This window comes from Campylobacter concisus (genome assembly GCF_003048835.2).
Classification (GTDB): Bacteria; Campylobacterota; Campylobacteria; order Campylobacterales; family Campylobacteraceae; genus Campylobacter_A; species Campylobacter_A concisus_D.
Genome location: NZ_CP060705.1, coordinates 689,556 through 704,537 on the forward strand (window position 1 = coordinate 689,556; position 14,982 = coordinate 704,537).

Genomic DNA, 14,982 nt, shown 5'->3' on the forward strand with positions numbered 1-14,982 from the left:
GAATTATACGTTTTATTTCATTAAATATACCTAAAATATTATATAAATAAAGTAAAATAGTATATAAATATCAAAATAAAGTATTAAACATACTAAAAATTATTTATAATATACGTTATAGCGTATAAAAAGCTTTTAAATTTTTGAATAAAATTAGAAATTTCGGATTTTTATGTTGAAGTTAAATTTCTTATTTTGTTTTAAATTTTATTTCTTTTTACGCAAAGCTTATATTATAGGCATTAGAAAAGTTTAGTTATATAGGCTAAATATATATAAATAAATTTTTTTAACTTATATACTTGACATTGATAAACTAAAGTTGTATAATCCGTTTAGCAATTAAAAAGAAAGAGTGCTAAAAGTGAGTAAAACAAATAAACGCGATTTGATACTAAATTCTATCATTGAAGCCTATTTGCAGAACAATGCGCCTATTGGCTCAAACGAGCTTGGCTCTCGCATGAGCGTGGCGATACCAGCATCTACGATACGTGTTTATTTCAAAAAGCTTTCAGATGAGGGCGAGATCACAAAACTTCACATCAGTGGCGGCAGGATCCCAACTATCGCTGCGATGAGGAGATATTGGAGTGAAATTTTTGCTGAGAGTGACATAAATTTAGAGATAAATGATCCAAGAAGCTTAAAGATGCTCTGTGATGAATTTGAGCTTTATTGTATGATTTTTGGCACGATCGACAAGGAGTTGCTAGAAATTTTAAATTTAGATGATAGATATCTGGTTTTAAATTTTAGCGGTGATGAGATCGTTATCAAATTTGATGCTAGGACTTATAAATTTTTAAGCAATCTCATCGGAGTTAGCTTAGACAAGCTTGAGCTTATCTGCTCTCAAGTTGGCTTAAGCGAACTAAAAAACAAGATAAGAGAGCTTAAAAGGACTAAAATTTACTTTCAAGAAAATGAAATTTTAGCCTTTGATATGTTTAAGGATAGACGCTTTAAGATGGTTTTTGACCCAAGTTTTAGCTTGCAGATGGATGAAGAACTTACATTTTCTCCTATGTTTGATGAAAATTACATGGGGCTTAAATTTAAAGCAAACTACCTTGGTAGCGAGGCGCAGATGATCTGCGCTGGCAGTGTTTATACTGATTATGTGAAATTTATAAATCTAATAAAGGAGGCCGCGTGAGCGAAGAGGTAAAAGAGCAAAATCTGCCTGAGGTCGAGCCAGTGCAAGAGGCAGCTAGCGATAGCGTAAATTTAGACGCACTTGGTGATATCTCAAAAGTTGATAAGCTTGAAAAAGAGCTTGGCGAGATCACTGATAAATATTACAGAGCAAATGCTGAGTTTGAAAATATCAAAAAGCGTTATGAAAAAGAGAAAGCAGACGTTGCAAGCTATGCAAATGAGAAATTTGCAAGGGACTTGCTACCAGTCATCGATGCGCTTGAGATCGCTGCGAATTTTGACCCAGAGGATGATGAATTTGCTAAAAAGATCAAAGAGGGCATTTTGATAACGATAAATCAGTTTAAGAAATGTTTTGAAAAGCATGGCGTGAGCGAGATCGCAACTGATGCCGAGTTTGATCCAAATGTGCATAATGCCGTTTTAAGGGTTGATAGCGAGGAGAAGCAAAGCGGTCAGATCGTGCAAGCTTTACAAAAAGGCTATATGATAAATGGCAGGGTTTTGCGCCCAGCTATGGTTAGTGTGGCAAACTAAATTTAAAAAATAAATCTAATAAAGGAAAAATATGTCAAAAGTTATAGGTATAGACTTAGGTACAACAAACTCTTGTGTGAGCGTTTTTGAGCGCGGTGAGAGCAAGGTTATCCCAAACAAAGAGGGTAAAAACACAACTCCATCTGTTGTTGCTTTTACAGACAAAGGTGAAATTTTAGTAGGTGATGTTGCAAAACGTCAAGCAGTTACAAACCCTGAAAAAACGATATATTCTATCAAACGTATCATGGGTTTGATGAGCAATGAAAAAAATGCTGAAGAGGCAAAGGCTCGCTTGCCATATCACGTTGTGGATAGAAACGGCGCTTGCGCGGTTGAGATCGCTGGCAAGGTCTATACTCCGCAAGAAATTTCAGCAAAAATTCTTATCAAACTAAAAGAAGACGCTGAAGCATACCTTGGTGAGAGCGTGACAGACGCGGTTATCACAGTGCCTGCATACTTTAACGATAGCCAAAGAAAGGCCACAAAAGAAGCTGGAACAATTGCAGGTCTAAACGTTCTTCGTATCATCAACGAGCCGACAGCTGCGGCACTTGCGTATGGTCTTGATAAAAAAGAGGCTGAGAAAATTTTAGTTTATGACCTAGGTGGTGGTACATTTGACGTTACAGTGCTTGAAACTGGCGATAATATCGTTGAGGTTTTGGCAACTGGCGGTAACGCATTCTTAGGTGGTGATGACTTTGATAACAAGATCATCGACTGGCTAGTAAGTGAGTTCAAAAACGAAACTGGTATCGATCTAAAAGGCGATATCATGGCACTTCAACGCTTAAAAGAAGCCGCTGAAAATGCTAAAAAAGAGCTAAGCTCAGCTCAAGAGACTGAGATAAATTTACCATTTATCACAGCTGACGCGACTGGTCCAAAACACCTTGTCAAAAAGCTAACTCGCGCTAAATTTGAAGGCATGATCGACTCACTTGTGGGCGAGACTATCACTAAGATAAATGAAGTCATCAAAGATGCAGGTCTAAGCAAGGGCGACATCAAAGAGGTCGTAATGGTCGGTGGTTCAACTCGTGTACCACTTGTTCAAGAAGAGGTTAAAAAGGCATTTGGCAAAGAGCTAAATAAGAGCGTAAATCCAGATGAAGTCGTAGCTATCGGTGCTGCGATCCAAGGTGCGGTTATCAAAGGTGACGTAAAAGACGTGCTACTTCTTGACGTTACTCCACTTAGCCTTGGTATCGAGACACTTGGCGGCGTGATGACAAAGATCATCGAAAAAGGTACAACTATACCAACTAAGAAAAGCCAAGTCTTCTCAACTGCTGAAGATAACCAAAGTGCCGTTACTATCATGGTTTTACAAGGCGAGCGTGAGTTTGCAAGGGATAACAAATCACTTGGCAACTTCAACTTAGAGGGCATCCCAGCAGCTCCAAGAGGCGTGCCTCAAATCGAAGTTGAATTTGACATCGACGCAAACGGAATTTTAACCGTTTCAGCAAAAGATAAAGCGACTGGCAAAGCCCAAAACATCACTATCTCAGGATCAAGCGGTCTTAGCGAAGATGAGATAAATAGCATGGTAAAAGATGCTGAGCTTCACAAAGAAGAGGATAAAAAGCGCAAAGACGCAGTTGAAGCTAGAAACCAAGCAGACGCACTAGTTCATCAAACTGAAAAGAGCATGAGCGAGCTTGGCGAGAAGGTGCCAGCTGAAGATAGAAGCAACATTGAAGCTGCGCTAAATGATCTAAAAGAGGTTCTAAAAGATGAAAACTCTTCAAAAGAGCAAATCGACGCAAAGGTAGAAGCTTTAAGCAAAGCTAGCCATAAACTAGCAGAAGCTATGTATAAAAAAGATGAAAACGCTGGCGCAAACGGCGGCAACAAAAAAGACGACGACGTCATAGACGCTGAAGTCGAGTAAAACTCCTAGAGCAGGGCATCAGCCTTGCTCTTTAAATTTAACTTATAAATTTAAATTTCTAAACACTTCTTGACACACGCTCACGACATCATCTTATAAGATGAAAAGTATAAATTTTTAAAATTTAGCCGCGCCTAAAAATTTAAGACCTTCTTACGATCTCTATCCACCTATCAAGCTCTTGTTGCTCGGCTTTTAGTGTGCTGCTTTCGCCGTGTCCTGGATAAAGTGCGAAGTCGCCCTTTAGATTTTTGCATTTTTCTAAGCTTTCTAGCATCTCATTTTTATCTGAAAATGGAAAGTCCCAGCGCCCAATGCTACCTTTAAATAAAAAATCCCCACTAAAGATCGCGTCTTCTATCTCTATCATCGAGCAACCTGGTGTATGTCCTGGAAAATGGTAAAATTTAAAAGAAAAATCACCCACCGCAAAGCTTTCATCGCCTTGAACTAAAATGTCTGGCACAAAGGTATTTTTCATATAGCCAAAAATGTCACTCTCACACATAAAAGCATCAAATTTATTGATATAAACTGGGATTTTTAGCTCATTTTTTAGCTCGCTCACGTCGTAAATATGGTCAAAATGCCCATGAGTGCAAAGTATCGCCTTTAAATTTTGTGCATTTTGCAAAACCCACTCTTTTGCGCCGTCGCCCGGATCTATCACCAAACTTGAGCCATTTTTGGTAACGATGTAGCAATTTGTCCCAAAATCGCCAAAATTTTTATGCATTACTCTCATTTTTTACCTTAAATTTATTATTTCTTAAATATTTACATCTTTTTACTTAAACTTAAAGAAAAATTTTAAATTTAATTAGTATAATTTTTGCAAAAGGAAGCAAATTTAGGCAAAGGGACAATGAAGGGGTATCAAAAAATAGAAGAAACCTTAGTTTTTAGCTTAAAAGATAAAACTAAAGGTAAAAAATTACTATTAGGCGTAAGCGGCGGTATTGATTCTGCTGTGGTTGCGACACTTTGTGCGAGAGCAAAGCCAGATGAAACTCATGCACTCATCATGCCAACAGCATCATCAAACAGACAAAATATGGACGATGCCTTAAAATTATGCGAAAAACTAAACATAAAATACAAGGTTTTATCTATAGAGGGCATTTTAAATGCCTTTTATGAAACGATAGATGCAAATTTAAGCAATTTAAGAAAAGGGAATTTAGCAGCTAGAGTTAGAATGAGCTTGCTTTATGATTATTCATCTAGTATAAACGCTCTAGTCATCGGCACAAGCAACAAAAGTGAGCTTATGCTTGGCTATGGCACGATATTTGGGGATTTGGCGTGCGCGATAAATCCTATCGGAGAGCTTTATAAGAGTGAAATTTTTGAATTTGCAAAACATCTTGGTGTTGATGAAAATTTTATCAAAAAAGCGCCTTCGGCTGATCTTTGGGATGGACAAAGCGACGAGGGCGACATAGGTTACAGCTATGCTGTTATCGATGAGATTTTACAAAATTTAGAAAATAACAAGGAGCAAGCCATCAAAAAGTTTGGATCAAAAGCGGTCTTGGATATAGAAAATAGAGTTGTTTCAAACAGGTTTAAACGACAAATGCCGTTGATAGTGAAAATTTAAAGGATTAAAGATGAGAGAAATTCCGTTTTACAAACCAACTATCACTGAGCGCGAAAGTGAGCTTATCGAAGAGGCTTTGCGTTCTGAAAATGCTACTGATACAGTTGCTAAATTTGAAGAAAAGCTAAAAGAGTACTTTGGTGCTAAATTTGTTATCACTACAAACAACATCGCAGCAGCGCATCATCTAGCGCTAAGTGCGATGGACACAAAGCGCGGCGATAAGGTCATCTGTTCGGTAAATGCCTTCCCTAGCGTGGCTCAAGCAGTTAGACATTTTGATGCTGAGCCTATCTTTGTCGATATCGATGAAGAGGACTTTAACATCAGTCCAGAAGCCCTTGAAAAGGTGCTAAAAGAGCAAAATCACAAAAAACTAAAGTGTGCTTTCATCTCACACATCGCTGGACAAAGTGCTAAGCTTGATGAGATAAAGGCTATCTGCGAAAAATATGGCATCGTCGTTTTAGATGATGCAAACCGAGGCATAGGACTAACTTATAATGGCAAAAAAGTTGGTTCAGACTCGTTTTTGTCATGCTTTCAGACAAACTCACGCGTGCAAAATCCTATCTCAACAGTTGGATTTTTCACGACAAATGACGAAGAGGTCTATAAAAAAGCAAAACTACTTCGTAACTATGCCCTTGTAAATGGTATAGATAAATTTGGTAGTTTAAGCTACATCTACGACGTTGTTGATATCGGTTTAAAATATGACATAAACTCGATAAATGCGGCATTTTCTATTGCTCAGCTTGAAAAGACAGACGAGCTTATAAAACGTAGAAAAAAGATCGCTGAAATTTATGATAAAGAGCTTAAAGAGTGTCACAACATCACAACTCCAGTCAAAAAACGCGAGCACATCTACACTCAGTACATCATCAAGATAAATAAAAACCGCGACAGCTTTGCTAGAGAGCTTTTGGAGCGTGGAATTCACACTTCGCTGCACTACATACCTATACATTTGCTAAGCTATTATAAAAATAAATATTCGCTTAAAGTAAATGACTTCCCAAATGCTCTAAAGACATATCAACAAGTCTTGTCGCTACCTATATATCATAGTTTGAGCGACGAAGAGGTGCAATACATCTGCAACACGGTAAAAGAAATTTCTAAATCACGTGTTTAAGAAATTTAACATCCTTTTACACTCTTGGGCGAATGACTACTTCTTTCGCCCAAATTTCTTTCAAATTTTACTAGCATTTTTACTTCTGCCACTAAGTCTTATCTACACTCTAGTCGTTATTTGCAAGAAATTTAGCGCGCAAAAAAAAGACTTTGGTATAAAAATAATAAGCGTTGGAAATTTGACCCTTGGAGGAAGCGGCAAGACCCCACTTTGCGTCGCTATCGCTAAGAATTTCGAAGGCGCTTTTATCATTCTTAGAGGATACAAAAGAAAGAGCAAAGGCATGCAGGTAGTCGCAAGAGATGGTGAAATTTTACTTGACGTAGCAGCGAGCGGTGATGAGGCGATGATATATGCCACAAGCATCAAAAACGCAAATGTGATCGTTAGTGAAGATAGAAAAGTAGCCATAAACTACGCCAAAGAGCATGGCGCAAAGTATATTTTGCTGGATGATGGATTTTCTAAATTTGATATAGCCAAATTTGACATCTTAGTGCGTCCAAACCCAGAGCCAAAGCTAAAGCTTTGCCTGCCAAGCGGGGCTTATAGATATCCATTTAGCTTTTATAAATTTGGAGATTTTATCGCACGTGAAGGGCAAACTCACTTTAGAAAGAGCGAAATTTTAAACAAAAGCGAAAAAATGGTGCTAGTAACCGCCATAGCAAACCCAGCGCGCCTTGAAGCATTTTTTGGCGAGTGCGTGGGGCAGGTCTTTTTCCCTGATCACTACGGCTTTTCAAAAGAAGAGCTAAGTGAAATTTTACAAATCTACGGCGCGACCTCGCTTTTGATGACGCAAAAGGACTATGTAAAGGTAAAAGACTTTGGGCTGAGAGTATCGCTTATCACGCTTGAAGTTACGTTAAGCGAGGAGTTTAAAAAGGTTTTAGCGCAGCAAATTTAAGCCCATTTTGTTATAATGAGCCACTTTTTAAAAGGAAAATTTAGATCAAAATGAGAATTTTAATCACCTCAGTCGCAAAGAAAAAAGAGGCAAAAAAACTAAGCAAAAAGCTCGTGAAAAAGGGACTTGCAGCTTGCGTGAGTAGCTTTAGTGCAAAGAGCATTTATCTTTGGCAAGAGAAGCTTTATGATGAAAAAGAGCAAATTTTACTCATAAAAACGGATGCGAAATTTAAAAAAGTAGCTAAATTTATAAGAAAGCACCACAGCTACGAAACCCCAGAAATTTTGGCGCTTAAGCCAAAAGATGTTTTTAAAAAATATGAAAATTGGATAAAAAAATCAACCAAAAAAGGCAAAAAATGAGACTAACACCAACTAGAAGCGTAAAAGATGAAAAGGTAAAAAATGTAAATTTAAGCACAGCCATGCTTAGCCCAAGCTCCGCTCACGGCGGACTTTACGCGCCAAAGAAGCTACCAAAGATCACAAAGGCAAAGTGGCAAGAGCTCTCAAGCCTAAGCTACGAAAAGCTTGCACTTCACATCATTTCGCTGTTTAAATTTGACGTGCCAGAGGCATTTTTCAAAAAAGCGCTCAAGAGATATGCAAGCTTTGATGACCCAAAGCACCCAGTCATTTTTAAAAAAATAGATAAAAATTTATACGTAAATGAGCTCTACCACGGTCCCACAAGGGCATTTAAGGACATGGCGCTTCAGCCTTTTGGCTCGCTGCTTAGCCAGCTAGCAAAGGAAAGGGGCGAAAGATACCTTATCATGTGCGCAACTAGCGGCGACACGGGCCCTGCTACACTTCAAACCTTTGCAAATGATGAAAATATCAAGGTCGTCTGCCTCTATCCAGATGGCGGTACGAGCGAGGTGCAAAAGCTTCAGATGCAGACCATGCAGGGTGAAAATTTAAAGGTTTTTGGCATAAAAGGCGACTTTGACGACGCTCAAAGAGCGCTAAAAACGCTGCTTGCAAATGATAAATTTAAGGCCGAGCTTAAGAAAAAGCGCCTTAAACTAAGTGCGGCAAACTCAGTAAATTTTGGCAGAATTCTCTTTCAGATCATCTACCACGCCTATGCTTACGCAAATTTGCTAAAACAAAAGGCGCTTAAGGCAAACGAGAGCTTTGACATCATCGTGCCAAGCGGAAATTTTGGCAACGCACTTGGGGCGTATTACGCTAAAAAAATGGGCGCAAAGATCGGCAAGATCAAGATCGCCTCAAACGCAAACAACATCTTGACGCAGTTTTTCACCACTGGCGTTTATGACCTAAGAGATAAAAAGCTGGTTAAGACGATAAGCCCAGCCATGGACATTTTGATCAGCTCAAACGTCGAGCGATTGCTATTTGATAAATTTGGCAGCGTTAGAACCAACGAGCTCATGCAAAGCCTTGCTAAAAATAAATTTTATAAGCTTAGCAAGCAAGAGCTTGAAGTGCTGAAAGAGGACTTTGAGGCTAGCTGGTGCGATGATAAGGAGTGCGAGGCATATATCGCAAAGCTCGCAAAGAACGGCTACGCGATCGATCCGCATACGGCTACTTGCTTTAAAATGGTGGATACTAGCCGAGTAAGCGTCATCACATCGACTGCGCACTGGGTGAAATTTACGCCAAGCATGATCAAGGCGTGTCAGATAAAAGACACAAAAGATGAAAAAGACGCCTTAGCAAAGACTGCTAAAATCTTAAATGACAGCGTGCCAAGCTCTATAAACTCGCTATTTAGTGCGAAAATTTTACACAAAAACATCATAAAAGAGGACGAGATCGAAAAGTGCGTCCTAGAATGGATCGAGCGATGATAATCATCCCAGCCCGCCTTGCCTCAACAAGGTTTAGTAATAAAATTTTAAAAGAGATAAACGGCGTGCCGATGTTTGTGGCGACGGCTCTTAGGGTAAGTGGCGTGGACGATGTGGCGGTTGCTGTGGATGAGCCAAGCGTGCTGGAGATCGCCAAGGCTCATGGCATAAAAGCGGTGCTAACTAGCAAAGATCATCAAAGTGGCACTGACAGGATAAATGAAGCGGCGCAAATTTTGGGGCTAAGAGAAAGTGAGATCATCATAAATGTTCAGGCTGATGAGCCATTTATAGAGCCTGAAAATATCGCTAAATTCAGGGCATTTTGCGAGCAAAATAAGGGAAAAGCCTTTATGTTTTCTTGCTATAAAAAGATGGACGATGAGTTTGCGGATGATAAAAATTTAGTCAAAGTGGTGACTGATTTTGAGGGCTATGCGCTCTATTTTTCAAGATCAAGGATACCATTTAACAGAAGCGAGTGCAAAAGCTATAAGGCGCACCTTGGCATCTACGGATACAGCGTAAAGAGCCTAAAAGAGTTTTGCGAGCTCATGCCTTCAAGCCTTGAAAACACCGAGAAACTCGAGCAACTGCGTGCCCTAGAAAATGGCAAAAAGATAGCGATGCTAGAGGTTGAAAGTCAAAGTATCGGCATCGATAGCGAAGAGGACTACCAAAGAGCGTTAGCTAAATTTGGCAAATGAGCCTAAATCTTGCTCTACTTGGGCGTTTTTGCTGTGGTGGAGCAAATTTTAAAATTTTATAAATTTGGGTAATGGTTTGGCTGATATTTTGTATTTGATTTTGTGATCTAGCTCGCTTACACGTGATTTTGATTAAGCTCTTGCTGTGTTATTTGTTAAATTTACTACGAACTTCATATTTTTAATTTATTTAAAAAATTTTGTCTATTTGCTGAGATGTTCTAAATTGCAAACTTGACTGAAGTTTTTTGACTTCGCGGTCTTGTCAGCATACGAGTGACGCAAAAATTGATTAAATTTTAGTTGCGTTACTACCTTGGTGTAAAGCTAAATTTAGCTTCTATTTCTATTTGTTGGCATGTTTTAAAATTTGATAAATTTAAGATAATTTGCAAGTTTTGACTTTACGATTTTACTTATGTCGCCGCACGATATAAATTTGATAGCCCAAATTTATTTTTTTGCTAGATTTCTAGTTAGTCGCAAGGTCTGCAAAGCCTAGAGAAATTTGGCTGATAAATTTAAAAATCCAGCCAAATTTACTATTAAGATCTAAATTTTCTCAAGCTTTGCTATGAAATTTTTAGCATTTATAAAGCCGATTGTTCTAAGTGATTTTTGCTCTTCGCCGTTTTTAAAAAGTAGAAGTGCAGGTGGATCGATGAGGCCAAAATTTCTTAACATCTCATCATTTTGCGCCCCGCCACTTGTCACGTCGATGCGAATAAGCGTAAAATTTGCCAAAGCATTTTTCACGCCAGCGTCTTTAAAAGTGATATGCTCTATCTCTTTGCAGCTCGCGCACCACTCGGCGTAAAAATCCACCAGCACTGGCTTGCTTGAGCTTTTTATCATCTCATTTAGTTCGTTTAAATTTCTAGCTTGTTTAAAATTTAGCTCACTCTCGTTTTTGGCTAAATTTAGCCCAGAAAGCGGCAAAAATGCGTCTTTTGAGCCTAAAAATGCGCCAATTATTAACATGAAAGAGTAGATAAAAACTAGCATGCAAAGTGCTTTTTTAAATTTAGCCCAGCCGTTATTTGCTGCCTCAAACGCCCCAAGATAAATGGCTGCAAAGACGCCTATGACGCCATAACCTAGCAGCTCAAAAAACGCTCCAAGCACGCGTGCAAGGATCCAAACGGCCATGACGAGCATCAAAAAACCAAAGAGTTTTTTAATTTCGTCCATCCAGCCACCGGGTCTTGGTAGGAGTTTGCCAGAGCTTAGCCCTATCACGAGAAGCGGTGCGCCCATGCCTAGCCCCATGATAAAGAGCATGATGCCCCCATAAATGGCGTCTCCGCTTTGCGCGATGTATAGAAGTGCGCCTGCTAGCGGTGCTGCCACGCATGGCGAGACGATGAGCGCAGAGGCAAAGCCCATGATGAAAACGCCGATGAGACCCGAGCTGTTTTGTGATTTTTTGCTGATTGAGTTTTCAAATTTAGAGGGCAGCTTGATGTCGTAAAAGCCAAACATACTAAAGCTTAAGATGACAAAAATAGCCGCAAATGCGCCGAGCACGTAGATGTTTTGCAAAGCCCCTGCGATGCCAAAGCCAAGTAGGCTTGCTCCTACGCCAGCAAGCGCATAAGCAAGGCTCATCGCAACTACATAAACTAGCGAGAGCAAAAAGCCTTTTTTAGCATTTAGGCTGCCGCCCTTTGAGACGATGATGCTTGAGAGTATCGGTATCATCGGAAATACGCAAGGTGTGAGCGAGAGTAGGAGGCCGTAGCCAAAAAAAGTGGCAAGCGAGATAAAAAAGTTTTTGCTACTTAGCTCGTTTGCAATGCTTTGATCTTCTGAAAGCTCGGTAAATTCAGGATTGGTTTCATCCTTTTGCTCTTTTTCAAAGGCTATGATGCTAAATTTGCCAAATTTCTCAAAGATGTCATAAATTTTAGTTTGCGGACGGTAGCAAATGCCATTTTTAGCGCAGCCTTGATAGCTTAAATTTAGCCTAGCATTGCCGTTTTTAAGATGCTCTTTTACTAAATTTAGTGGGATAAACAGCGAAAAATCTTTTGGATAAATTTCGTATTCGCCAGTGTTTTCACTCTTTGGCATATTTAGCAAAGAATTTATCTTCTCTTCGCCAAGCTTAACCTCAAAGCTATCTTTATAAAGGTAGATATTTTCGCCAAATTTAAACTTGATCTCAACGCCTTGTTCGTCGATACTTGGGCTTAAAACAAATGCCTTACTGACGTCTAAAACCTCGGCAAAAAGTGAGCTTGCAAATAAAATGAGAGAAAAAATAAATTTAAAAAACATGCTAATCCTTGCTAAATCAAAAGAGATGATTTTAGTATAAATTCTTAAATTTATTCTATTTTATAGTAAAATCGTGAAAAAGCGTGAAATTTTTAAAAGGAGCGATGATGTCAAAAGATAAAAAGCACCAAAAATCCGATAAACTCGGCTACGAAGATGAGCTAAGACTGCTTCAGATAGAACTTTTAAAATTCCAAAATCATGTCAAAGACAAGGGACTTAGAGTGCTTATGCTAATGGAGGGGCGAGACGCAGCTGGCAAGGGTGGCACGATAAAGCGCCTAACTGAGCATCTAAATCCGCGCGGTTGCCGTATCGTGGCGCTTACAAAGCCAAGTGATGTCGAGAAGACGCAGTGGTACTTTCAAAGGTATGTAACACATCTGCCAAGCGCTGGCGAGATCGTCATCTTTGATAGGAGCTGGTACAACAGAGCTGGTGTAGAGCCAGTGATGGGCTTTTGCACGCAGGCTGAGCATAAAGAATTCCTGCGTGAAGTGCCAAAATTTGAAGAGATGATCATAAACTCAGGCATCATTTTTTTTAAAATTTACCTCTCGATCACAAAAGAGGAGCAAAAAAAGCGCTTCAAAGAGCGTCTAAATGACCCGCTAAAGCAGTTTAAGATCTCTCCAGTAGATCAAAAAGCGCAAGAGCTTTGGGATCAGTACTCTATCGCCAAATACTCGATGCTACTTGCCTCTCACAACAGCATCTCGCCGTGGGTGATCGTCTCAAGCGACAATAAAAAAGAGGCTAGGCTAAATGTCTTTAAATTTATCCTAACTCATGTCGAGTATCCAAAAAAGATAGATGAGTATCTAAAATACGACAAAAGCGTCGTAAGAGATGGAAGCGAGGAGATCAAGCGCATAGAAGAGGGGCTTAATAAAGATAAGCTAAAGAGTATCGACTGAAAATTAGACTTGGCTGCAAATTTGGGTTTAAATTTACAGCCAAATTTTACTGCTAAACCCACCACATAAATTTAGCCAAAACGACCATTATCAGACAAAGAATAAGAGCTATGAGGTGCGAAAATTTACCAAATGGATCTGGCTTTTTTAAGATAGTGACATTAAAAACAGAGATGAAAGTGATAAGACACATAAGAAGCAAAACTGCAATCTTTGCTAGCAGTAGCTTTTGAAAGTCGCTTTGCCACCAACCATGCTCGCCTCCAAGATAGTCCTTTGCCATATATGCCCCACTTATCAAAAGTAGTAAAAATGCCGTGCCAAAAACCTTTGCACTACCTTTTGTATAGGCTTTCTTGACAGCTTCAAGGGTTTGTGGATTTATCGTTTTTTTGGCAAATGGATATATGCAAACATCAAAAAATACATAACCTATAAAGATAATTGCGCAAACTAAATGCGTAATGAGAAAGAAAAGATGCATTTTTTGCCTTTTTTGTTTGCATTATATAAATTTTATTAGTTATATTTGCTGATTTTGATTAAGTATTGAGAAGTTTAGAAGATCCGAGCGAAGGCTCGCTCGGATAAATTGTTTTTAGAAGCTATATTTTGCTTCAAATCTGATACGATCTTGTTTAAAGCTTTCGCCGTCTTTTTTATCTTTAGCAGCTGCATACCAAGAAAGGAATGTAAGTTTTTTGCTGTACTTGTAGCTAGCATCAAGAGACCATTCGTTTCTTTTTGCTCTCTCTTTACCAAGAGCCCAGCTATAGCCTTTACCTTGAGTATATCCAGCACCAAAGCCAAATTTATCTATATCGTAACCAGCTTTAACAAACCAATAGTCGTTGTTTCCTTTGATGTTATTGTAGTATTGTCTACCACCACTCATTACGCCATTTAGGATTTTTGCCGGGTTGATAAGTTCGCCATTTGCATCAAGCGTTACAAATGAAATTTTATTATTGTCTTTGTTTTTAGCGTCAAAGTCTAAATAACCAGCATTAAGTTTAGCACCAAATAGTTTTGTGCCAGCTTGAATTGCCCAGAAATTTGCATCAGCTACATCTTTGTGATCTGAGTCATTATGAACAAATTGACCTTTTAAGTTTAGGTTAACATCATCAGTTACATTAAAGCTTACACCAGCATCAGCACCGTAAAGTGTAGCTACTTCTTGAACATTTGCAATAGCTGCTTTAAATGATACTGGATCATAGCTGCCAGCTGCACCTAAATAGTATATATTGCCAGGAGCGTCACCGATACTTCCTGTAAGTGTTTTTAGTAGCGGACCATCTATCTCATAGCCATCACTTTGTACAGCATCAAATGCAGCTGCAGCTAAAGTAAGACCTTGAACATCAGTATTTACTACTTTTAGACCTGTGCCAGCTACATCTTTGTCATCAAAGAAAGTACCTAGTAGTTGTTTACCAGCTATAACAGTAGTGTTGCCTACTTTGTAGCCTAGATACATCTCATATACACCAAATGATCCAGTTGTGTTTGTTTTATCCGTTCCATTATATGTAAATTCGTCTACAGTACCAGTTTTTTGATTTATTGCATATGCTTTTGAATTTGCATTATCACCTGAACCATCAGTTCCTTGATATCTTAAATGTAAAACACCAAAGAAATTATCGTCAATTGCAGCCTTAAATGATGTTTCCATTCTAAAAACATGGTTTGATGTACTTGATTTTTGAGTATCTGATTTATCACTATCTTTTAAGTGATCATTTGTATAGCGATATCTTGCAAATCCTGAAAGATCTACGTTTTTTATAGCTTCTTCAAGCGGAGTTGCACTTGCAACACTTGAAAATGCACCTAAAGCAACCAAAGCAGCTAAGCTAACTTTTGTAAGTTTCATCTAAATCTCCTTTTGATAAATATGTTTTGAAAGAATATTATCATAGAAAATTAATTTCATTGCTTAAATTTCGTTAAAAATTTCAAAAATTATTACCGATCGTTTACCAAAAT

Annotated in this window: 14 protein-coding genes; 10 read left to right on the forward strand and 4 right to left on the reverse strand. The window is 38.7% G+C overall.

Annotation, left to right across the window (positions count from 1 at the left end):
- Positions 1-364 precede the first annotated feature (364 nt).
- The 3 genes from CVT08_RS03390 to dnaK are packed head-to-tail and all read left to right on the forward strand — an operon-like array spanning position 365 to position 3,601.
- Positions 365-1,159, forward strand: a complete 795-nt coding sequence (locus tag CVT08_RS03390; protein ID WP_107856715.1) for an HrcA family transcriptional regulator — start codon at positions 365-367, stop codon at positions 1,157-1,159.
- Positions 1,156-1,698 carry a nucleotide exchange factor GrpE gene (gene grpE, locus CVT08_RS03395; RefSeq protein ID WP_107856713.1) on the forward strand — a complete coding sequence of 181 codons (543 nt, stop codon included), beginning with the start codon at positions 1,156-1,158 and terminating at the stop codon, positions 1,696-1,698. The genes CVT08_RS03390 and grpE overlap by 4 nt, the downstream gene beginning before the upstream one ends.
- Before the next feature lie 31 nt (positions 1,699-1,729).
- Entirely contained in the window at positions 1,730-3,601 is a 1,872-nt protein-coding gene (dnaK, locus tag CVT08_RS03400) for a molecular chaperone DnaK (RefSeq protein WP_103640104.1), read from the forward strand.
- A gap of 142 nt (positions 3,602-3,743) precedes the next feature.
- Here dnaK and CVT08_RS03405 read toward each other — a convergent pair whose 3' ends face one another.
- Positions 3,744-4,346, reverse strand: coding sequence for an MBL fold metallo-hydrolase (locus tag CVT08_RS03405; protein ID WP_107856712.1), 603 nt, complete (start codon positions 4,344-4,346; stop codon positions 3,744-3,746).
- Positions 4,347-4,466: 120 nt separating this feature from the next.
- Between CVT08_RS03405 and CVT08_RS03410 the strand changes: the two genes are divergently transcribed.
- The 6 genes from CVT08_RS03410 to kdsB are packed head-to-tail and all read left to right on the forward strand — an operon-like array spanning position 4,467 to position 9,790.
- The gene (locus CVT08_RS03410; RefSeq protein ID WP_107856711.1) at positions 4,467-5,204 is read left to right on the forward strand and encodes an NAD+ synthase; all 738 of its coding nucleotides are present in this window, start codon (positions 4,467-4,469) and stop codon (positions 5,202-5,204) included.
- A gap of 10 nt (positions 5,205-5,214) precedes the next feature.
- Positions 5,215-6,345 carry a DegT/DnrJ/EryC1/StrS family aminotransferase gene (locus CVT08_RS03415; RefSeq protein ID WP_107856710.1) on the forward strand — a complete coding sequence of 377 codons (1,131 nt, stop codon included), beginning with the start codon at positions 5,215-5,217 and terminating at the stop codon, positions 6,343-6,345.
- On the forward strand, positions 6,338-7,258 hold the full coding sequence (locus CVT08_RS03420; RefSeq protein ID WP_107856709.1) for a tetraacyldisaccharide 4'-kinase: 921 nt from the start codon (positions 6,338-6,340) through the stop codon (positions 7,256-7,258). The genes CVT08_RS03415 and CVT08_RS03420 overlap by 8 nt, the downstream gene beginning before the upstream one ends.
- 50 nt (positions 7,259-7,308) lie before the next feature.
- On the forward strand, positions 7,309-7,623 hold the full coding sequence (cutA, locus tag CVT08_RS10405) for a divalent-cation tolerance protein CutA (protein ID WP_196381024.1): 315 nt from the start codon (positions 7,309-7,311) through the stop codon (positions 7,621-7,623).
- Positions 7,620-9,083, forward strand: a complete 1,464-nt coding sequence (thrC, locus tag CVT08_RS03430; RefSeq protein ID WP_107856708.1) for a threonine synthase — start codon at positions 7,620-7,622, stop codon at positions 9,081-9,083. The genes cutA and thrC overlap by 4 nt, the downstream gene beginning before the upstream one ends.
- A complete protein-coding gene (gene kdsB, locus CVT08_RS03435; protein ID WP_107856707.1) occupies positions 9,080-9,790 on the forward strand; it encodes a 3-deoxy-manno-octulosonate cytidylyltransferase in 711 nt (236 codons plus the stop codon). Before thrC ends, kdsB begins: the two co-directional genes overlap by 4 nt.
- Positions 9,791-10,342: 552 nt before the next feature.
- Here kdsB and dsbD read toward each other — a convergent pair.
- Positions 10,343-12,070, reverse strand: coding sequence for a protein-disulfide reductase DsbD (gene dsbD, locus CVT08_RS03440; protein WP_107856706.1), 1,728 nt, complete (start codon positions 12,068-12,070; stop codon positions 10,343-10,345).
- A 107-nt stretch (positions 12,071-12,177) separates the two neighbouring features.
- Between dsbD and ppk2 the strand changes: the two genes are divergently transcribed.
- Positions 12,178-12,987, forward strand: coding sequence for a polyphosphate kinase 2 (gene ppk2, locus CVT08_RS03445; protein ID WP_103557913.1), 810 nt, complete (start codon positions 12,178-12,180; stop codon positions 12,985-12,987).
- Positions 12,988-13,039: 52 nt separating this feature from the next.
- On the opposite strand, the gene CVT08_RS03450 is transcribed toward ppk2, so the two are convergent.
- Both CVT08_RS03450 and CVT08_RS03455 read right to left on the reverse strand, forming a co-directional pair.
- Positions 13,040-13,471: a trehalose-6-phosphate synthase gene (locus tag CVT08_RS03450; protein ID WP_107856705.1), complete on the reverse strand. Its 432-nt coding sequence runs from the start codon at positions 13,469-13,471 to the stop codon at positions 13,040-13,042.
- A 114-nt stretch (positions 13,472-13,585) separates the two neighbouring features.
- Entirely contained in the window at positions 13,586-14,869 is a 1,284-nt protein-coding gene (locus tag CVT08_RS03455; protein ID WP_107856704.1) for a major outer membrane protein, read from the reverse strand.
- Positions 14,870-14,982 lie beyond the last annotated feature (113 nt).